Here is a 21,785-nt window from a genome sequence, read left to right as displayed (position 1 = left end):
ACAAAATGGGAGCCTAGGCTCCCATTTTTATTGGTATCAAGCTTAAGCCGCTCGGGCAGATACAGTGTTGGTGTCGGCTATGCCCAAACTGGTCTCGATATCTTCCACGCTTTGCTGTACTTCTTGGGCAATCACTTCACTCTGCTGCGAACTGGTTTGCGCTTGGTCTTTTAGGTTATCCATGCTGCGAACAAACTCATCGAGGTAATCGACCTGTTCTTTGGCGTTAAGCGAACCCTGCTTGGCGGTATTGGCCATTTCACTCGCTTGATTTTGTACGGTTTGTGCCACATGCCATAGGCTCTGTGCCCGTTGTTTTTGGCTGTCGGTCGCTTGGGCAATGCCATCAACACTTTCGCCTAGCGCGAGGTTAGATTGGGTGAGCTGATGCAGGATCTTCACGATTTCATTTAACGACACCTGAGTGCGTTGACTCAGGCTTCGCACCTCATCGGCGACCACGGCAAAGCCGCGGCCTTGCTCGCCCGCACGGGCGGCTTCGATAGCGGCATTCAGTGCCAATAGATTGGTTTGCTCGGCAATATTGCCAATCACATCAATGATTTTTGCTACATCTGCCACTGAGTTATTCAGGCTTTCGAGCGAGGCATGGCAAAGGCCAACCGCCGTTTGGGTTTGTTCTGTGGCACTCAGTACTGCTTCGGCCTCGGTTTGGCTCGACTGCATTTGGCGCATGGTTTCAGCCGCGCTTTGTTCAACAAGGGCCGAGGTGTGGCTGACCTCATTGGCGAGGCTGCGGATATGCTCGGTTTGCGACTGAGTGTCGGCGACTATGGTCTGAGTGTGTTCGGTGTGCTGCGACAGTTGAGTAATGCGCGCGACCAACTGACTTAAGGATTGAGAAACCTTAGTCATTTGTTGGCGCTGGAGTTCGTCTTCTTGCTCGAATCTGTGTAGCAATTGATTGAAATGGCCTGCAATTTGGCCGGTTTCGCAGCGGCGATTAATGTCCAAGCGTTCGCGACTGTTGGACTCGCTTAATTGCATAAAGGCTTGATTGAGGCGTTTAAGGGGTTTTACCACGCGGTTCTGTTGCAGGATTAAATAGCCGATAGCAAACAGCGCCATAATCGAAACCATCGCATAAAGAATGATTTGCAACTCATATTTGAGTTGTTGGTTTTTGGCGGCCTGCGCCTCACCTAGGGCGATAAGTTGCTGTTCAACCCTGCTAATGGCTTGAATTAACTGCTCTTGCATCTCCTGATTGGCTTGCAGCAGTTGGTGGGTGTTGGCAACTTCTTTATTGTATCGATTGGCTAGGCTTAACAGCTCGCTGCGATCATTTTCACCCACTTCAATCTGCTCAGGCTCACTTGCGCCAAGGGCAAATTCATCGGCTTCCTGTTGCTCGTACACGCCGATTAACGGCAGGGCGTTCAGTTGGTCGCGCCACTGGTTTAGTTCTTTGCTGGTGCTGTCGAGAATATTTTTAAGCTGCTGATTTTTATCGATGAGATAGCCATCGGTCAGCTGCGATAACTGATAAACAATGCTGGGTAAGTCGCGGCTTAATTGCAGATATTGTTCGGCCACAGTGGCATTAACGGCTAAACCTCTGTCGGCGTAACTGCCGAGTCTGCGGTTATAGTCGAGCATTTCGGATTCGGCGTGGGCCAGTAGCTGTCTTGGATTGCCCGCGAGTTTACCGGCGGCGCGGTATTTGGTATCTAAGTCTTGAATGAATTGACTCAGGCCAGTTTGCAATTCCTCATCGGCACTGCCCGCTGCGGCGAGGTTGAGTTCGCTGAGCTTAGTTTTAATCTTGCTCAGTTTGGCTTTGGCTTCTTCGAGTTGGGTCGCGTTACCGCTGGCTAAATAGCCATCGAGATCGCGGCGTACCCCCACGAGAAAATCCTGTTGTAAGCCCTGGAGCACTTGGGTTTGTTGCTCAATCTGTTGTCTTTGATCGCTGCTCCACAGCACCACGGCTGCTAATAGTCCAGCAAGCAGTAACAACAGCGCCGAAGCTGAGAGTGACAGCGTTGAAATCTTCATGATGCAATCTTCATTGGAAACTTTAGGAAGTTAACTGCCTAGAGTTTATGAATTTCGCGTGACATAAATATGACAACACGAGTTGAATGTCAGCGTTGTCATTCTGAATTTAGGATTTATTCCAGGGGGAGCCAGACTTGGGCTTTTAAGCCGCCCTCAGTGCGGTTAGATAAGGTCACTTGGCCTTGGTGACGGTCGATAATCCGTTTGATGATGGCGAGCCCTAGGCCCGAGCCAACACTACCGCGCGCAATATCACCTTGGGTAAATGGCTGAAACAGTTTGGGAATTTGTGATTCATCAATCCCGGGGCCATTATCCTCAACGCTAAAACCGATACGCTTGCCATCAAATTGCGAGCTTATCCGCACCCAGCCCGAACCATATCGGAAGGCATTTTCGACCAGATTGCTGAGCACTCGCTTAATCGCCAGCCCTTGGAACAGAGTCTCGGGGCAATCGCTCAGTACGACTTCAATTTCACCGTCGCGGTTGGCTTCGGCCTGCGCAATATCTTGGATCAGTTTATTGATTTGCCCGGGCTCGCGGCTCGCCTCCTGATCTTGGCGAATATAGGCAATAAACTGGCTGATAATGGCGTCCATATCTTCGATATCGTTGACGATGCCGTCTTTAAGATATTGATCTTCTTCGACCATCATCTCGGAGGCGAGACGAATGCGCGTCAGTGGCGTGCGTAAATCGTGGGAAATTCCCGCCATCAACAGGGCTCTGTCCTGTTCTAGCTGTTTCATGCTGTGGGACATCTGGTTAAAGGCATTGGTCACTTCGACCAGTTCGCTGGAGCCTTTAAGCGGCAAGGGCTCGGGAAACTCACCGCGGGAAACTGCTATTGCGGCCTTTTGTAAGCGTCTGAGTGGCCTGTTTTGCTGGCGGGCAAACCACCATCCACCGGCGACACTGAGTGCACCGATCACCATTAAGTACAAAGTGAGTGGTGACAGGTCGGAAACGTTTTGCCCTATGAGTGGCACTTTAATCCACACCGAAGGCGCCTGCGGCGGGCGGATCCAAATTTGTAATACCGTGCCGTGGGTGACGCGAACTTCAGCATCGCCACCTAGGTATTCCGACATCTGCGATGACCAAAAACCGTAGTAGGTGGCCTGTTCGATTCCCGCCTCTCGGGCCTGTTGTTGGTTGTAGACCTTCATGCCATCGTCACGGACTTTGGCATTGAGCGCATCGACTATGGTTAAGTGTTCGCGGCCGATATCGATACCATCGACAAATAACAAATTGATTTGACGGGCAATTAACTGGTTAATTTGTTGATAACTGGGCTTTAACACATACACAGCCACAGTGACATAGGAGACCAGCTGATTGATCAACAGTAGGCAACCAATCAGCATAACGGTTTGGCTAAAGGCGCTGCGGGGAAGAAAGCGCCACCAAAACTTAGGTTTCATCTTGATGCCAACGCACTGGCGACTTCAGGCAAGAATGGCTCATCGACGGGCTGCGCCGTCGGGCACAAACACATAGCCAAGACCCCAGACTGTTTGGATATATCTTGGGTTAGCGGGATCCTTCTCAATCAATCGGCGCAGGCGCGAAACCTGTACGTCAATTGAGCGCTCTAGCGCCGAATAATCGCGGCCGCGGGCGAGGTTCATCAGTTTATCCCGAGATAAAGGCTCGCGTGGATGAGTCACTAACACTTTTAATACCGCAAACTCGCCACTGGTGAGTGCGATGGCCTCACTGCCGTGGTACATCTCACGGGTGGCTAAGTCGAGGGAGAACTCACCAAAGCTAATTTCGGCTTCCTGCTGCGCGGGTGCGCCGGGCACATCTTGGATTTGGCGACGCATGACCGCTTTGATCCGTGCCAATAATTCCCTCGGGTTAAAGGGTTTCGGTAGGTAATCATCGGCACCGAGTTCTAGGCCGATAATGCGGTCGACCTCATCGCCCTTGGCGGTGAGCATCACAATCGGAATGGTACTGCCCTGTTGGCGCAGACGACGGCAGATGGATAGCCCATCTTCACCGGGCAACATCAAATCGAGCACTATTAGGTGGAAGTTTTCACGCTCCAATAAACGGTCCATCTGCTCAGCATTGGCCGCACTGCGCACCTGATAGCCTTGCTCCATCAGGTAACGCTCGAGTAGTGCTCGTAGGCGCATATCATCATCGACGACGAGGATTTTCGAGGTTTCTTGTCCCATGGGATGTCCTTAAATTGCTCGGATTATTGCTTTTATTCTTTATGCCGTCATACAACAAAGATTAACTGGCTGAAATTGAAAACGAATCTGCCAAGAATGTGCTTAATATAGCTGGATTCAATCTGAGCGACTAGCTCATGATGTGAGTCAATGTCGACCGAATACGGCTAATTGCCAACTCATGTTAATACTAAGCAAATGAAATTGCATGGGAATCGTCACATTTATCTAGTATGTAACTGAAATTGTAACTAAATTGGCACTAGCGACTTTTGATGCATTTGTTGAGTTAACTTATCAGCTTTATGGCAAAAGTATTTTGATTAGTCCAGAATCATAACTCTATGATTATCAATTATTAGGTGTATATGACCCTGTCGATGAGTTACAAGCAAGCCTCCAAGTGGGGATTTTTCGTCTTGCTCGTGGGACTTTTTTTTAGTGCCGTGCTCGCTTGGCAGGTGAGTCGTATCAATTCGCAAACCATTTCTTTGGCGCTCGAAGCGAGCGCGCAGCAGATCAGTGAGAATGTCACCAATAGGATTGCCCTCTACCAATATGGCTTGAGGGGCGCCAGAGGCATGATCCTCACGGCGGGTGAAGACCATATCAGCCGCCCCATGTTTTACAACTATAGTCTGACGCGGGATGTGGATGAGGAGTTCCCTGGTGCTCGGGGTTTTGGTTTTATCAGGCGTGTCCCTAAAGAGAACGAAGCGCAGTTTTTAGCGCGGGTTAAATCGATGGATTGGCCTGACTTTCATATTCGTCAGCTCAATCCAAACGAGGGCGAAAAATATCTTATTGAATACATTGAGCCGCTCGACCGCAATAAGGCGGCAGTCGGCTTAGATATTGCCTCCGAAAGCCATCGAAAAGAAGCCGCAGACCGTGCCTTGTTGTCGGGGGCGGTGCAAATCTCAGCACCTATTACCTTAGTGCAAGCCACGGGTAAGCCACTTCAATCGTTCCTTATTTTATTACCCGTTTATCGTACCAATATGGTTCCCGCTACTCCGGAAGAACGGCTGGCTCAGGGCTTTGGCTGGAGCTATGCGCCGCTGGTCACGACCGAAATCTTAACGGGCTTATCTCTTCATCAGAAAATGACCAAACTGATGCTGAGCGATGTGACGGATGAGCAGCAGCCGATCAATTTCTTCGAAACCCACGCCAACGACTTAAGCGAGTTATCGGATTACAGCTACAAGTCCACTAAGACGATTTTTGGGCGGCATTGGCAGTTTGAAGTGATTGCTTATCCGGCATTTATCAAATCATTACATTTAAATAAGCCGAGTCTAGTGTTGTTCAGTGGCTGCCTGTTTAGCCTGTTGCTGGCGGCCTTGATTGCTATGTGGTCTTTGAGCTTACAGCGTAAGCAGCAAGTGTTAGCCGAGCAGGCACGGCGCGCCAGCATGTTGGAACACTCCCTCGATGGCATTATTAGCTATGACCTCGCCGGAAATATCACCAGTTGGAACCAAGGTGCCGAGCGACTCTTTGGCTATACGGAGCCAGAAACCTTGGGATTGCCGAGCTGTGAGTTGATTGTCCCCCCCAGCATAGTGCTGGAGGAACAGGCACTATTTGCCGAGGTGCTAGCCGGAAAAACTGTGCTTAACCGGGTATCGCGCCATCAACGCGCCGATGGCAGTAACCTGTCGACCTCGACCACAGCATTGCCCATTTACGATGAACATGGCGACATTGTTGGCTTGAGCCAAACCATACGGGATATCACCGCGCAGCAGGATGCCGAGCGGCATATTCTTAACCTCAACGCCAGTCTTGAGCGCCAAGTCGCGAAGCGCACCCATGCGTTGCAGCAGGCTCTACTCGAGAATCAGGCACTGCTCGATACCATCAACCAACAGTTGCATTACTCAGTCACCGATTTAGACGGGGTGATCTTAGATGTGAATGAACACTTCTGTTTGATCAGTGGCTATGCGCGGGAAGAATTAGTTGGTAAGACCCACGCGGTGCTTAAGTCGGGTGAGCATGATGCTGCGTTTTGGAAGGCAATGTGGGAACAGATTAAGGCGGGAAAATCCTGGCATGGGGAAATCTGTAACCGAGGGAAAGATCAACAGCTGAAATGGTTCGATACTGTGATTGGTTCAGTATTCGATGCGCATGGTCAAGTCGAGCGTTTTGTGGCACTGCAAACCGATATTACCGAACGTAAATTGGCACAGATTGAAAAAAATCGGATTGCGACACTCCTGACCAATGTGCTGGATGCCGCCTCCGAAATGTCGATTGTTGCCGCCGATCCGCAGGGCATCATCACCATCTTTAACCGCGGCGCCGAGCGCATGCTGGGGTATTCTGCCGAGGAGATCATAGGTAAAACCACCCCAGCACCATTCCATATACCCGAGGAAATAACCGCAAGGGCGGCTGAGCTTTCTGAGGAGTATGGCCAAACAATTCAAGGCTTTGATACGTTTGTGCATAAGGCGCGGGAAGATGGCTCCGAAACCCGCACTTGGACCTATGTGCGTAAAGACGGTAGCCAATTCCCGATATCGCTCTCGGTGACGGCGATGCGTGGTAATGATGGTGACATTTTGGGATACCTTGGTATTGGGGTGGATATCTCGCAAATTGTGGCCCAGCAAGAAGCCTTACTCACGGCGAGTAACCACCTAAGCAAGGCGGCCGAAGTTGCTAAACTCGGGATCTGGACTTGGAACTTGCTCGATAACTCGTTGCAGTGGAACGATCGCATGTTTGCGATGTATGACCAGCCAGAAAGCCTAAAGCAGCAAGGGCTTAGCTATGAACATTGGCGGATGCGAGTGCACCCTGATGATGTAATCGAGGCCGAAGAAACGCTTAAACGCGCGGTCGAGCATGATGAACCCTATGAGCCGATTTTTAGGATCCTAACAACGGACGGCGAGGTTAGGTATGTGCAGGCCGCCGCTAAAATCGAACGGGATAGGCTGGGCCATGTGATTCGGGTCATCGGCATCAATATCGACATCACCGCCCAGCGTCAGTTAGAAAAAACACTCAGAACTGCCAAGCAGGAGGCGGATACCGCCAATGCCGCTAAGTCGGCGTTCCTTGCCAATATGAGCCATGAAATCCGCACTCCCATGAATGCCGTGTTGGGGATGTTGCAGCTAATGCAATATACCGCCCTCTCGGTGCAGCAGCAGGGCTATGTGACTAAGGCGCAAACGGCCGCTAAATCATTGCTTGGGCTGTTAAATGATATTTTAGACTTCTCAAAAATTGATGCGGGTAAGTTGAAGCTCGACCTTCATCCTTGCTCGATTGAATTGCTGATGCGGGATCTCGCCGTGGTACTGTCGGCCAATCATGGCAATAGCGATGTCGAAGTGATGTTCGATCTCGACTCAGCGCTGCCTGCGTGGCTGCTCGCCGATCAGTTAAGGTTGCAGCAGATTTTGATCAACCTTGCTGGTAATGCCCTCAAATTTACCCCACACGGACAAGTGATTGTCGGGTTGGAATGTCTACGCCACGAGGCGGAGAGCGTTACTGTGCAGTTTTCGATTGTCGACAGCGGTATTGGCATCAGCGAGGAGCAAATCGAGCGGATTTTCACTGGATTTGAGCAGGCTGAGTCCTCCACTTCACGCCGTTTCGGCGGTACAGGGCTTGGGCTTGCGATTAGTAAACGTCTCGTCGAATTAATGGGCGGCCAACTGCAAGTGACCAGTAAGGTCGGTGTGGGCAGCCGTTTCTGGTTTGATTTGACCTTCCCGGTGATGGAAGTGGAGGCTAACCCACGCGCCGATTTGAGCGGTTATCGTATTTTGGTTGTTGATGACAATCAGATCACGACTGAGATCCTATCGAAAATCCTCAGCGATTACGGCTGTGTGGTTGAAACCGCCTCGGGTGGTTATCAAGCCATTGAAAAAGTGAAACAAGCCACTGCCAATGCTCAGCAATTTGATGTGGTATTGATGGATTGGCGCATGCCGGATATCGATGGTTTACAAACCGCCGAGATGCTGAAAAATGCTGGAACCGGTAGTTATACCCCGCTGGTGGTGATGTTAACGGCATACGGCCATGAAGTGATAGCCGAGAGTCAGCATATCAACAACGTGCCTTTTGTGAACTTTTTAACTAAACCTGTGACTTCACAAATTCTGGCCGAAGCCGTGCTCAACGCCATCGAAGGCAAGACCATGGACGCCAATCCTAAACCGCGCTCACAAAGACTCTTGGCGGGGCTCACGCTGTTAGTGGTTGAAGATAATCAATTAAACCGTGAGGTGATTGACGAGCTGCTCACCTACGAGGGCGCAACCGTTGTGCTGGCCGAAGGCGGCATTGAAGGGGTTACCCAAGTATTAGACAGCGGCGATATGTTTGATGCCGTGATTATGGATATGCAAATGCCGGATATTGATGGCCTAGAAGCCACGCGGCGGATCCGCGCAGATGGCCGCTTTGACCAGTTGCCTATCCTGGCGATGACGGCCAATGCCTCGCAGGCGGATAAACAGGAATGCCTCGAGGCGGGCATGAATGCCCACGTGAGCAAACCCATAGATATGCAGCAGTTATTGCCAAATATTCTACGGCTGGTGGGGCGTGATGCGGCACAGTTCGCAGAGTCTGAGTCAATGCATCTTGACGCTCAGCATAATCTCGAAGGCGAAACCCTGCTCGACGATATTCGCTTGATCCTGCGCCGCTTTGGCGGCAACCAAGTATTTTTCGAGAAAATGGCGAGCAGTTTTGCCCCTGAAATGATCAAACAGCTAAGCTTGTTCAAGCAATCGACAAAAACCTTTGATTACGCCACCACAGCGGCGATTAGCCATGCGATTAAAGGCATTGCCAGCAACTTTGGCGCGAGGCGTTTAGCTGTGCATGCAGCATTTTTAGAAAAACAATTTAAACAAGAAGGCCTAGAGCTGCTGGAAATAAAATGCTGGACGGATACACTGGAGTCCTTAATTAATCAAAGTATTGAGCAGCTTTCTGGCTTTTTACCCAAGACACAGTTAAAACAGCCACAATCGAGCGAGCCTGCAAACGGTGTTGTGGATATACAAAGTGTTCGAGCCGAGTTGGATAACTTGGCCTCCCTCTTACAGGAAAATAATTTAGAAGCCGTGACTCTTGTTGATAAACTCGCAAAACCGCTCTCACAGCACCCACAATGGACTGAGCTAAATGGACAAGTGCAATCCCTTGCCTTTATACAAGCCTTAGAGACATTGCGTGCGATGATGTTGGAGAATGCCTAGTGCAGTATTTAAGTGAATTAATGGCGACGCAACAGGCCACTAAAGGCAAGATTTTGATCGTGGATGATCAGCCTCTGAATATCAAAATCTTACACCAACTCTTCCATGAGGAATATGAGATGTTCATGGCGACGAGTGGTGAGCAGGCGCTGCAGGTATGCCAAAAAATGCAGCCCGATCTGGTGTTATTAGACATCGAAATGCCTGAGATGACGGGTTATGAAGTCTGCCAGCGACTAAAAGCCGACCCCGCCACCGCCAATATTGGGGTGATCTTTATTACCGCCCATTTCGATGAGATGGAAGAGGTGAAGGGCTTTCAACTCGGCGCGGTGGATTTTATTCACAAACCGATCAACCCCATCATCACCAGTGCGCGGGTAAAGAACCAATATCTACTTAAGCGCCAATCCGATGTATTGCATTCCATCGCCCTGCTCGACAGTTTGACTGGCGTGGCTAACCGTCGCCAATTCGAGCAACGCTTACCCGAAATCTGGCGCCATTGCAGCCGTAATCAAGCGTATTTGTCCGTTATCATGCTGGATGTGGACTTTTTTAAACGCTATAACGATCGCTATGGTCATCAGGAAGGAGACCAATGTTTGCGACTGGTCGCCGATGCCGTCAAAGGTATGTTAAAACGCCCTAACGATCTTATCGCGCGCTACGGTGGCGAGGAGTTTATCTGTATCCTGCCTGAGGCTAAGTTGTCTGGCGCCATGCGCCTCGCACAGGCGATGGTGGATGCGGTGCATGCCCTGCATTTAGAGCATCTAGACTCAGAGTTTGGTGAGGTCACAGTGAGCGCCGGTATTGCCGCAATTCAGCCACTCGCCGAGCAAAGTTGGGAGTCTTTGGTTGAAGTTGCGGATCAGCAGCTATATATCGCTAAGCATAATGGCCGTAATGAAGTCGTTGGTATCGATATCGAACCGGCGCAATAATCTTGTTTGAGTGTCGAGTAAAGTGACTCGACATGGTTAAACCTGTGGATAGTGAGTTATGAAAGCGCATTTGATCACCCGCCAAGGCTGGATGACCTTAGATAAAGAATTAAAGTACCTGTGGAAGGAATATCGTCCGCAGATCACCCTTAAAGTGCAAGAGGCCGCCGCCCAGGGCGATAGAAGTGAAAACGCGGATTACACTTACAATAAAAGGCTTTTGCGTCAAATAGATAGTCGGGTTAGATATCTGGTCAAACGCCTCGAAGAACTCAAAATCGTCGACTATTCTCCCCAGCAGGAAGGCAAAATTTACTTTGGCGCTTGGTTCGAGCTCGAAAACGAAGCGGGCGAGCGCGTGCGTTATCGTATCGTCGGCAAGGATGAGCTCGACACTAAACTCGGCTACATCACCATAGACTCTCCTATGGCGCGGGCACTGATCGGCAAACAGGTCGATGATGAAGTGGTCGTGCAAACCCCCTCGGGTCCGAAGGAATGGTATATCAATGACATCCGCTATACCCCATTCGAGACGCCGCTCGAGGGCGAGCCAGAATAACCTTTAGTAGATCAAACTCTCGTCGATTTTCATGCTGAAATCGACAGCATCATATGAAATAACGACTGCGCCTGTGGTATCTTGGGCGCAATTAGGATCAATCAAACCCTTAGGCACGATACTTTATTTATGCAGACTATTGCCCAAATTATTGCTCAGGAACTGAATGTTCAGGAGCATCAAGTCACTGCCACCATAGATTTGCTCGACAATGGTGCCACAGTTCCCTTCGTCGCCCGTTACCGTAAAGAAGCGACTGGTGGTTTAGATGACACCCAATTACGTACATTGCACACCCGTTTAGGCTATTTACGTGAGCTGAATGACAGACGCCAGGTCATTTTATCCAGCATTCAAACTCAGGGTAAGTTAACGCCTGAATTGCAACGGGAAATTGAAGGTGCCGACAGCAAGACCCGCCTCGAGGATCTGTATCTTCCCTTCAAGCCTAAACGCCGCACTAAGGGCCAAATTGCGATTGAAGCGGGATTAGAGCCGCTTGTTGAAGCTTTACTGGCGGACCGTAATGCCGATATCGAAGCATTGGCTGCGGGTTATCTGAATCTCGAAGCGGGCTTTGCCGATACCAAAGCCGTACTGGAAGGCGCTCGTTATATTCTGATGGAACGTTACGCCGAAGATGCGGAATTACTGCGTAAAGTTCGTGAACACCTGAGCCAAAACAGTGTGTTAGAGAGCCGTGTTATCGCCGGCAAAGAGAAGGAGGGCGCTAAGTTTCGCGACTATTTCGAGCACAGCGAACCTCTGGCGAAAGTGCCATCACACCGTGCCTTGGCGATGTTGCGTGGCCGCAATGAGGGTTTCCTCTCCCTATCCATGAATGCCGATCCTGCTGCCGAAGCGGGTCAGGGCAGTTACTGTGAAGTGATCATTAGCGAGCACTTAGGCCTAAAACTCGGCGATAGCAGTGTTGACCAATGGCTTAAGACCGTTGTGACCGCCACATGGCGGATTAAAATTGCACTGCAGATGGAAACCGAGTTTATCTCGCAAATGCGTGAGCGCGCCGAAGCAGAAGCCATTAAAGTGTTTGCCCGCAACTTAGGCGACTTACTTATGGCCGCACCAGCGGGCGCTAAGGCGACTATGGGTCTAGACCCGGGTCTACGCACGGGCGTTAAAGTGGCCGTGGTAGATAACACGGGTAAGCTGGTCGCACATACGACTATTTTCCCCCATGCGCCACAGAATTTGTGGGATAAGTCGATTCGTACCTTAGCCAACTTAGCGCAAATGCATAAGGTGGAATTAATCGCGATTGGTAACGGCACTGCATCACGCGAAACTGACAAGTTAGCGGGTGAGTTGATTGCCAGCCTTAAGGATAGCCAACCGCAACTGACCAAGGTGATGGTGAGTGAAGCGGGTGCTTCCGTGTATTCCGCCTCAGAACTCGCCGCGCTTGAGTTCCCTGAGCTGGATGTGTCTATTCGTGGCGCCGTTTCGATTGCTCGCCGTCTACAGGATCCCTTAGCGGAACTGGTGAAGATTGAGCCTAAATCCATCGGTGTGGGTCAATACCAGCACGATGTAAGCCAAAGCCAGCTGTCTAGCTCGCTCGAAGCCGTGGTCGAAGACTGCGTAAACGGTGTGGGTGTGGATTTAAACATGGCGTCAGTGCCTTTGCTGTCGCAGGTGGCAGGGTTAAACAAAACCTTAGCGAAAAACCTGGTCGACTACCGCGATGCCAACGGCGCCTTCAAAAACCGTAAAGAACTGCTGAAAGTGCCGCGCTTGGGCCCTAAAGCCTTTGAACAAGCCGCGGGCTTTTTGCGGATCCGTGATGGCGACAATCCATTGGATATGTCGGCAGTTCACCCCGAAGCCTATGCGCTGGTCGAAAGCATTGCTAAGACCAAGCAAGTGGAGTTGGCGAGCCTTATCGGTAATTCTGAGCTGCTACGCAATATCAAGCCGCAGGAGTTTACGACCCCTGAGTTTGGTTTACCGACAGTGACCGATATCCTCAGCGAGCTGGATAAACCGGGTCGTGACCCGCGTGGTGAGTTTAAAACCGCCAAGTTTAAGGATGGGGTTGAGGAGCTTAAGGATCTGAAACCAGAGATGATCCTCGAAGGCGTTGTCACCAACGTGACTAACTTTGGCGCCTTTGTGGATATCGGTGTGCATCAAGATGGTTTAGTGCATATCTCGTCATTAACCGACAAATTTATTACCGATCCCCATACAGTGGTCAAAGCGGGTGATGTAGTGAAAGTGAAGGTGATGGAGGTCGATGTCGAGCGTCGTCGTATCGGTTTGAGTATGCGTCTGGATGAGGCTATCGATCAGAGCAAGGCTCAAACACGCGGCCCATCTCAAGGTAAGCCACAGGCTCATAAGGGCAATGCCCAGCATAAGTCTTCGCGTCCTGCGCCAAAAGCGGCACCCGTCAATGCGGCCATGGGCAATGCCTTTGCCGACGCCTTCGCAAAGCTGAAAAAGTAATCTGACTCAGGTCGACTCGGATACACACCTGTGTTCGAGTCGACATTTTTTACTCGTTAGCCACAAAATTGTTGCATATATGCTGTCCTAGGTAATATAAAGTCGGCATTTAATGCAACGTTAAGCAAAATCGGTTGTCATACCACAACTTTTTCACCGATTTTTTTCAAATTGACACTCCAAAGCTGAGTGGAAGTTTAATGTTTTGGGGTTATACATGCAGTCAGGTTCATCCGCTCGTGGACGCCAGTCCGCCCATGGGCCATTTCGCGTCATTCTTGTTTTCAGTCTGTTAGTACTCGCTATTGCTACGGCAAGCCGTATCGGCTTAGGTCTGTGGCAGGGCGAACGTGTGGCCGCTGTTGACGGTTGGTCGCATCTGCTACTACAAGGTATTCGTGTCGATATCGCAACCCTGTGTTGGTTATGGGGCGTCGCCGCCTTAGGTACGGCGTTGTTTTCGGGTGAACACCTGCTTGGCCGCATTTGGCAATGGGTGCTGCGCCTATGGCTAACCTTAGGTCTGTGGGCCATTGTGTTCCTTGAGGTTTCAACGCCAGCCTTTATTGAGGAATACGGCATTCGTCCGAACCGCTTGTATGTGGAGTATTTGATTTACCCCAAAGAAGTGCTGTCGATGCTGTGGGCGGGACGCAAACTGGAGCTGATTTTCTCTGTGCTGCTTACCCTAGCGACGCTGTGGGGCGGTTGGATACTCAGCGGTAAGTTAACTAAAAATCTGCGTTTCCCACGTTGGTATTGGCGTCCGGTGCTAGCTGTCTTGGTGATCGTCGTGACCCTATTGGGTGCGCGCTCAACCTTAGGCCATCGTCCAATCAACCCAGCGATGGTGGCATTTGCCGACGATCCATTAGTGAACTCCCTCGTGATTAACTCTGCTTATTCGTTAGTGTTTGCAATCAAGCAAATGGGCAGCGAAGAAGACGCCTCTAAGGTATATGGCTCATTAGATAGAGATGAGATCATCAAGACCATTAGACAAGAGAGTGGTCGCCCCGAGAGTGCCTTTACCTCGAGCGATATCCCTTCATTGAGCTTTAACCAGGCCAGCTACAGTGGTAAACCGAAAAACTTAGTCATCCTGTTACAGGAAAGCTTAGGCGCCCGCTTTGTGGGGAGCTTAGGCGGTATGCCCTTAACGCCGAATATCGATGCGCTCTCACAGGAAGGCTGGTATTTCGATAATCTTTACGCCACTGGCACACGTTCAGTGCGCGGAATCGAAGCGGTCACCACAGGTTTTACGCCAACACCGGCCCGCGCCGTGGTAAAACTCGGTAAGAGCCAGACGGGCTTTTTCACTCTCGCGGAATTGCTGAAAAACCACGGTTACACCACCCAATTTATCTACGGTGGTGAGAGCCATTTCGACAATATGCGCAGTTTCTTCCTCGGTAATGGATTTAGCGACATTATCGACCAGAAGGATTATAAGTCTCCGGCCTTTGTTGGCTCGTGGGGCGCATCCGACGAAGATTTAATGCGTAAGGCGAATAGTGAGTTCGAGCGTCTTCACAGTGAAGGTAAACCATTCTTTAGCTTGGTGTTTAGCTCGAGTAACCACGACCCATTCGAATTCCCCGATGGCCGCATTGAGCTGTATGAACAACCTAAGCAAACTCGCAATAACGCGGCCAAATATGCCGATTATGCGATTGGTGAGTTCTTCAAACTGGCGAAAAATGCCGACTACTGGAAGGACACTATTTTTATCGTGGTGGCCGACCACGATAGTCGCGTTGGTGGGGCCGATTTGGTGCCAGTATCGCGCTTCCGTATTCCGGGGTTAATCATTGGGGATAATGTTGCGCCAAAACGCGATCACCGTATTGTGAGTCAAATCGACTTGCCGCCAACCCTGTTATCTTTGATTGGTATTTCAGACTCTTACCCTATGTTAGGTCGTGACTTAACCCAGGTCAGCGAGGATTGGCCGGGTCGTGCGCTAATGCAATACGATAAAAACTTTGCCCTGATGGAAGGTAAAGATGTGGTTATCCTGCAGCCAGAGAAAGCAGCGCAGGGCTTCCAGTACGATGAAAAGACCGAGCACTTAACGCCTTATGCCCCTGCGGCGCAGGCGTTGGAGAAAAAGGCCTTAGGTTGGGCACTGTGGGGCAGCCTAGCCTACCAGCAAGAGCTGTATCGCTCGGGTAAATAACCGAATGAAAAATGCCGCTGATTAGCGGCATTTTTATTTTGAAACTTATCCTTAAACCAGCAGATTTTAAATCCAAGCCGACATAGCTGGTTCGGCTTCGGGCTGAGTTTGCTGCGCATAATATTGCCCAATACGCTGTCCAACTTGTTGATAAAACTGAGGGGATTCCCCTTGCATCGGCTGACGCGCGGCCGCAGTCGTGGTTTTCGCCGTAGTATTGGCGGGGCGAGGAGTATTTTGGCCGACCTTTAACCGAATATCCTTACGCTGCAGCGCCGCTGGGCCGCGCACTGGCACTTTAAGGGTTTTAGGGAGCGCACGATCGGCAGCAACTAGGGGCGCTTGTTTCTCTTGCTGTTGCTGGCTCTGCTGCTTTGAAGACTGCTGCTGTTGCTGCTTGTCTTGAACTTGTTGCTGATTTTGCTCGAGCAAACGTGCCTGTTGCTGAGTTTGATCGGCGGTACGCTCATTTTGCGGATTAAAGGCGCGTTCTTCATGGCCCTTAGTCGCGGCCTGTGGCGGGATAACGACGGGCTTGAGCTGATTGTCGACCCGAGCCGAGTCCGTCGCGACATTGGTCGTCGCTATCGGAACTTGGGGGTAGTTACTGACAAGCAGCATGAAAAATTCCTTGTGGCCTTAATGGTTAAATACTAGCCACTTATTGCACAAAGATAAAGCACTAGTCCTTGAATTGCGCCAGCCAAGGTGTGATTGCCTGCAAGAATTCTTCCCTGTGGGACACAAATGGTGCGTGGGATGCCTTGGCAAGCATGACATCAGTGATGTGACTGGCGGTGGGCATTTGAGGTTGAACGCGTTTGGGCACGAGTCCATCGAGTCGACCCCAGATCCGCAGCCAAGGTTGCTGTATCGCCGAGAGATGTGGCCTAAGATCGATTTGGTTCAACATATCCAAACCTTGAGTTAAGGCCGCTGCATCGGGTAGCGGGCGTGCTAAGACTAAATCCCGCAGCTGCTTAATATCGTCTTTGGCGGTTTCGCTGCCCATGGCCTGAATTGCTAAAAAGCGCTCAATCGTTTTTGGTAAATTTTGCCCAAGCTGCTCGCCAAACATGCTGAGCACCTGCGGTGGAATGCCGGGCCATGCTTCTTCCTCCCTTGCCATAAAACAGGGCGAGGAGGCGATAGTCATTAATCCTCTGACATGGGATGGGTAGCTTATGGCGGCTTGGGTGGCTACTAATCCACCCAGTGACCAGCCAGCCCAAATCGCATTGGCGGGTAAGACATGAATTAGCGCATCCACCCAAGTCGATAAACCACCCGCGATTGGCTGGCTTAAGCCAAAGCCCGGCAGATCGACATAGTGGACTCTATACTCAGAAAGCTGCTCATGGAGCGGCGTGAAGACGGCGCTATTAACGCCCCAACCGTGAAGCATGACCAGATCCGGCCCTTGGCCTCGGGTGTCGATATGCAGTTGCGGATGATGGGCTGGCGTCGCAGAGTTCACTAAAATACCTCTAATAGGAAGTTGTATGTCGGGCGATAGCAAATGGACTTGGTCGCAACAGGGGGCGAAGCTGTTACGCATAGTTTCGCATTTGGGGCAGCGTTACTTGGCGGGCAGTTTACCTAACCGCTGCTTACTGTGCCACCAATCCCTCAATGCAAAGGAAGCCGGATTTTGTCAGGTATGCCTGCAAACGGGCTTATATCACAGCCCAATTTGTTTAGGTTGTGGAAAATCCATGCCGCTTGAACTCGAATATTGCGGTGAGTGCCTAAGGCATCAACCGCGAAAAGTCATCGCACCTTGCAGCTATCATCAAGGCTTTGGTCCTTGGATAGCGGCCATTAAATATCAGGGGCAACTCGCCGCTCTACCCATATTGTGCCAAGCCTTAGTGGCGCGCATTGGTCAGCTCGAACAGCAAGACTTAATCACTCTTCCGCAGGCCATAGTGCCAGTCCCTTTACATCCCAATCGGCTGCGCCAACGTGGATTTAATCAAGCATGGTTAATTGCCCATGAATTATCGAAGCAGCTCTCGCTGCCACTGGTCAGTGACGGATTAATTCGGCGGCAGGATACGCGCCCACAAGCCGGACTCAATGGCGCACAGCGCCGGCGAAATCTACAGGATGCTTTCGAGTTAAACGCTGATTTTGCCTATCAACGGATTGCGCTGGTGGACGATGTGGTCACCACGGGGACCACAGTGGCAGAAATTGCCCGCTTGTTCGAGGCGCGATATATACAAGTGCAAATATGGTGCCTCGCCAGAGCCGAAGCACCGGGTTTATTGGAAGCGTTTGAGGAGTAGGCAAGCGGCAATGCATTTTACCTTTGCTTACGTCAAAACAATGTCAAAAAAACGACAAATAAAAAATAAGTTTTATTTTTGGGATCAGATGTAAGTATATGTATCAATAGGTTTTGTTTATTATTTGTATTGAGATACCTTCCTTTATTATTTGGTTTGGGGGTATTTATGGAAGCTAAACAGGCTCTATCAAATGCAAATAGGGTATCGACGTTACAAGACGTTATTCAGGAAATTAGTGCTTCATTGAAACTGCACGGTTTTAGTGGTTTTTGGTTTCAGGGGATCCCACACTGTGCTTATGAAAACTATCATTTTCCGAAAGATACCAGTTTATTTTCCCCTACGGCATTGCGTAAACCGATCGCTAGCGTAGCTTCTTCACCTGTGGTTGCTCAATTACAGCGCTTTTATTTAAATCAAGTGGCCGCTAGTGATGCTAATTTTGGTTTTTCACTCGACACATCAAAACCCTACGCATATAAATTTATAAGTGAAAAAAACAATAAGGCAAGCGTACTGTTTAATAAGCACAATATTCAGACTGTCCTGAGTTGGCCTATTGCGTGTCACAAGCAATGTCGTTGGACTGGTCGTTTTATACTACTGAGTCACCGAAATAATTCAGACCTAATGTTAGACGGATTAGCAGATACGTTAAAGGATGCGCAACACAAACTATTTGAATTCAACAAACCCCAATTCAATCCATTTTTACAAAGTCCCCTGATAAAAGAAAATGCCAGAGATATTTTGAAAATGGTTGCAAATGGTTTACAAAACGATGAAATTTCTACTCAGCTCCCGATAAGTGTTAGAGGAGTTGAATATCATATGGAAACCATGCGGAAAAAATTTGGTGCAGCTAATAGGGCAAACTTGGTTCATTTGGCGCACCAATATGAGTTGATTTAAATATGTTGATATTACTGATTGAGGATAATCGGCTGTTATCAAGTAACATCATTCAATATCTTGAGTTAAGTGGCATTGAGTGTGATTACGCATTTAATTTAGCCCAAGCAGATATGCTCATTAGCCGGCAACAATTTGACGCTATTATCCTGGATCTTAATTTACCGGACGGTGATGGAATAAAAGCGTGTGAACGGTGGAAAGCACAGTGCATTACTTCACCCGTGATTATGTTAACTGCACGCAGTAGCCTTAAAGAACGTTTGAGTGGGTTTGCGGTTGGGGCTGACGATTACCTAGTAAAGCCTTTTGCGATGGAAGAGTTGGTTGCACGACTAAAAGTGGTCGCCCAGCGTCGACCTGCGCCTCAACGTCTCACCATCGGTGATCTCGAAATAGATTTTGGGAATCATCTGGTTTATCGCCAAGGACTATTGCTTACGTTATCTAAAACAGGTTGGCAGATCTTAGCGTTATTAGCGCGGCGCAGCCCAGAAACGGTCAGTCGAGAAGAAATTGAGCGATTGATTTGGCCTGATAGTATTCCGGATAGTGATAGCCTACGCAGCCATGTTCATCTTCTACGTAGAGTGCTCGATAAGCCCTTCGAACACCAATTGCTGCATACGATTCGTGGGGTTGGATTAAGTCTTAGAGATGACACTGATGCAAGTTCCTAAGCTTAGCCTTAAGCGAAGCTACCAAGTATGGGGTGTTATTTTCCTATTAATCACATTAGCGGTTAATAGCTTTATCCCTCTCTGCATGATGTGTGCCGGGATGATTTCGATGCATAAAATCACGGTTCATAATGCGGGGCAATCTGCTGAATTAATATTAGAATTAGCTGAAAGCACTCAGTCGCATAAACCTTCAGTTAAACAACCCATTCTAAAAACGGATAATCTTACCGTCTATGCTAATTGGCATGAGCTCCCTTCGAACATTCGGGCACTGACTAATAATAAAGCCCTCTCTGATACTAATAAGATTGTATATGAGCATGCTGAAGGCCCCTATGTTGATGCATTAAGTGTGTATTACACGAAAGATAATATAGCTCTCTATATTTGGTTGCATATCAATGTAACCCATGATTTACAATTTGCACCCAAAAATATGACGGCAATTTTACTTCTGATATTAATTACTTTTTCTGCGAGTGCTGGTCTTGCTTTTTATATGCAAAGTAAAGTGATCACTCCTATTCGTCAGATTAGCCATGCAATAAAGCAGCATGATTGGATTGGTGGGAAAAAATTAAGGTTACCCGAACAGGAATATGCTGAGTTAAGGGCAATTGTTGATGCCTTAGATAACTCGATATTACAACTCCAGGAAGCTCAGCTGCGAGAGTTAAATTTTTTACGCTTTGCTAGCCATGAGTTACGTACACCCGTTGCGATATGTCAGTCATCATTTGAAATTCTTACCCTGCAACAAGGAGAACTCACTGGTGCAACTCTAAATGCTTCTCAAGCAACAGGGCAAATGAAGTCACTTATTGAAACATTACTCTGGCTAACGAATAAAGAATGCGTTGTTATGGAGAAGGAGGTAGTAGCTATCTATCCCTTGCTTTTTAATATTGTTGAGGAGCAAAAACGAGTGCATGGACTAGATCGAAATATACAGTTAGTGACAGATAGCACACGATTATTAGTACCGCTGCATCCGCTACGAATTGTTATCAGTAATTTGTTAAGAAATAGCATGGAGCATGGTGGTGCTAATATACATATCACTCAAAGTGGACATTCAATAGAGATAGTTAACTCGTATAGTGGACAAGGCAATAGTGGTTTTGGGCTAGGTTTACTGTTGGTCAGGCGGTTAGCGCAACAATTAGGGTGGATTTTTGAAATATCATCAGAAAATAATCTGTTTATATCAAGGTTAGAAATAAAATAAGTATATTTAAAGTGTAGTTTTACTGCGTAAAACCACACACATTTCCAAATCAAAAAACTTTTAAATCATAGATCACATAGCCTTTTACTTGATTGTAGTAAAAATATCATTAAATGGTTTCTCTACTAAAAAATCATTTTTATGGTGAGGAGACTACTGTCTGGTCAGACATAATGGTGTGGAGGATTTATGTTGAATAAAAGTATGGTGTCCGCTTTATTAAGCACAATTTTCATTAGTGCTTCAGCCTATGCCGATGTTACTAAAACTAGTGTAGATCTGGGTTATAAGTTTTATTCCGAGAGTACAAAAGATGATAACCCAGGGGTATTTAATCAACCATTTGTTAAATTAAATCATTTAGGGATTGCGGATTGGGGGACCTATTTTGCGAATATAAAATTAGAAAACCCTGCAGAACTGGCCGAGAATCAGAAAAATCAGGATGGGAAAACAACACTTAAGTCATTAATGATACTAGAAAATCAGCTAGGTGAATCTAACTTCAATTTTTGGACGCAAAACTTTATATCAGCTAGTGAAACCTTAGTCGAAGACAATCTTTATCTAGGTTTAACACATAATACAAAATTCAAGTCTCTATCATTAAATTATGGTGTTGGCTTTAATTATACCTTTGGCAATTTCTCTCCTACATCAGAGAAGTTTAACGATTTATCCGGCTACGCACTTGTTGTAAATGCAAAATATCCATTTGAACTATTAGGGGCTAAACATAGCCTTAGTCTAAATTACGAGGCTCAGATTGATCGGGACAAGGCGCATCAGGAACTATTTTCTTATGAAAGTTATGGTCACCAAATTATAACTACGTTGCAGACGAATTTGACTGACTCAATATACACCAAACTGCATCTTACCCATTATGACAGTTGGGGAGCACAATATAATGATGGAATTGAATATGGTGTGTCTGTCGGTTATCAGTTTTGAATAAAATAAGCTACTAAATATTTTAAATAAGTATATTACTTATAATTCATGTTGATTTTAAAATTTCTATACATTTAATACAGAGGGA

15 protein-coding genes are annotated in these 21,785 nt (G+C 48.4%); 10 read left to right on the top strand and 5 right to left on the bottom strand.

Annotated features, from left to right (window positions below; genetic code table 11):
* Positions 1-42: 42 nt before the first annotated feature.
* The 3 genes from N7386_RS20750 to ompR form a co-directional block, all read right to left on the bottom strand.
* Positions 43-2,019, bottom strand: a complete 1,977-nt coding sequence (locus N7386_RS20750; protein ID WP_279770784.1) for a methyl-accepting chemotaxis protein — start codon at positions 2,017-2,019, stop codon at positions 43-45.
* 116 nt (positions 2,020-2,135) lie between these two features.
* Positions 2,136-3,452 (bottom strand): two-component system sensor histidine kinase EnvZ, encoded by a 1,317-nt coding sequence (gene envZ / locus N7386_RS20745; protein ID WP_279770782.1) that lies wholly within the window; start codon positions 3,450-3,452, stop codon positions 2,136-2,138.
* A gap of 39 nt (positions 3,453-3,491) precedes the next feature.
* Positions 3,492-4,217 (bottom strand): two-component system response regulator OmpR, encoded by a 726-nt coding sequence (ompR, locus tag N7386_RS20740; protein ID WP_279770780.1) that lies wholly within the window; start codon positions 4,215-4,217, stop codon positions 3,492-3,494.
* A 368-nt stretch (positions 4,218-4,585) separates the two neighbouring features.
* Between ompR and N7386_RS20735 the strand changes: the two genes are divergently transcribed.
* The 5 genes from N7386_RS20735 (at position 4,586) to N7386_RS20715 (ending at position 15,626) form a co-directional block, all read left to right on the top strand.
* Positions 4,586-9,466 carry a PAS domain S-box protein gene (locus N7386_RS20735; protein ID WP_347815255.1) on the top strand — a complete coding sequence of 1,627 codons (4,881 nt, stop codon included), beginning with the start codon at positions 4,586-4,588 and terminating at the stop codon, positions 9,464-9,466.
* 20 nt (positions 9,467-9,486) lie between these two features.
* A complete protein-coding gene (locus N7386_RS20730) occupies positions 9,487-10,413 on the top strand; it encodes a diguanylate cyclase (protein ID WP_279771090.1) in 927 nt (308 codons plus the stop codon).
* Between the two features lie 58 nt (positions 10,414-10,471).
* Positions 10,472-10,975 carry a transcription elongation factor GreB gene (gene greB, locus N7386_RS20725; RefSeq protein ID WP_011624531.1) on the top strand — a complete coding sequence of 168 codons (504 nt, stop codon included), beginning with the start codon at positions 10,472-10,474 and terminating at the stop codon, positions 10,973-10,975.
* A 129-nt stretch (positions 10,976-11,104) separates the two neighbouring features.
* Positions 11,105-13,444, top strand: coding sequence for a Tex family protein (locus N7386_RS20720; protein WP_279770774.1), 2,340 nt, complete (start codon positions 11,105-11,107; stop codon positions 13,442-13,444).
* Positions 13,445-13,661: 217 nt separating this feature from the next.
* Positions 13,662-15,626, top strand: a complete 1,965-nt coding sequence (locus tag N7386_RS20715) for an LTA synthase family protein (RefSeq protein ID WP_279770772.1) — start codon at positions 13,662-13,664, stop codon at positions 15,624-15,626.
* A gap of 66 nt (positions 15,627-15,692) precedes the next feature.
* Here N7386_RS20715 and N7386_RS20710 read toward each other — a convergent pair whose 3' ends face one another.
* Together N7386_RS20710 and bioH are read right to left on the bottom strand one after the other, a co-directional pair.
* Positions 15,693-16,247, bottom strand: coding sequence for a hypothetical protein (locus N7386_RS20710; RefSeq protein WP_279770770.1), 555 nt, complete (start codon positions 16,245-16,247; stop codon positions 15,693-15,695).
* A 61-nt stretch (positions 16,248-16,308) separates the two neighbouring features.
* On the bottom strand, positions 16,309-17,103 hold the full coding sequence (gene bioH / locus N7386_RS20705; RefSeq protein WP_279770768.1) for a pimeloyl-ACP methyl ester esterase BioH: 795 nt from the start codon (positions 17,101-17,103) through the stop codon (positions 16,309-16,311).
* A 25-nt stretch (positions 17,104-17,128) separates the two neighbouring features.
* On the opposite strand from bioH, the gene N7386_RS20700 reads away from it, so the two are divergent.
* The 5 genes from N7386_RS20700 to N7386_RS20680 all read left to right on the top strand — a co-directional run bounded on the left by N7386_RS20700 (position 17,129) and on the right by N7386_RS20680 (position 21,697).
* A complete protein-coding gene (locus N7386_RS20700) occupies positions 17,129-17,917 on the top strand; it encodes a ComF family protein (RefSeq protein ID WP_279770766.1) in 789 nt (262 codons plus the stop codon).
* A gap of 168 nt (positions 17,918-18,085) precedes the next feature.
* Entirely contained in the window at positions 18,086-18,832 is a 747-nt protein-coding gene (locus tag N7386_RS20695) for a helix-turn-helix transcriptional regulator (protein ID WP_279770764.1), read from the top strand.
* A gap of 2 nt (positions 18,833-18,834) precedes the next feature.
* Positions 18,835-19,512: a response regulator transcription factor gene (locus tag N7386_RS20690; protein ID WP_279770762.1), complete on the top strand. Its 678-nt coding sequence runs from the start codon at positions 18,835-18,837 to the stop codon at positions 19,510-19,512.
* Positions 19,499-20,743 carry a sensor histidine kinase gene (locus tag N7386_RS20685; protein WP_279770759.1) on the top strand — a complete coding sequence of 415 codons (1,245 nt, stop codon included), beginning with the start codon at positions 19,499-19,501 and terminating at the stop codon, positions 20,741-20,743. Before N7386_RS20690 ends, N7386_RS20685 begins: the two co-directional genes overlap by 14 nt.
* A gap of 189 nt (positions 20,744-20,932) precedes the next feature.
* Complete coding sequence (locus N7386_RS20680) at positions 20,933-21,697, top strand: outer membrane protein OmpK (RefSeq protein WP_279770757.1); 765 nt, start codon at positions 20,933-20,935, stop codon at positions 21,695-21,697.
* The last annotated feature ends 88 nt before the right edge of the window (positions 21,698-21,785 follow it).

This window comes from Shewanella sp. GD04112 (genome assembly GCF_029835735.1).
GTDB lineage: Bacteria > Pseudomonadota > Gammaproteobacteria > Enterobacterales > Shewanellaceae > Shewanella.
The sequence above is the reverse complement of the archived record's forward strand: the minus strand, read 5'-3'. Positions and strand labels throughout refer to the sequence as shown.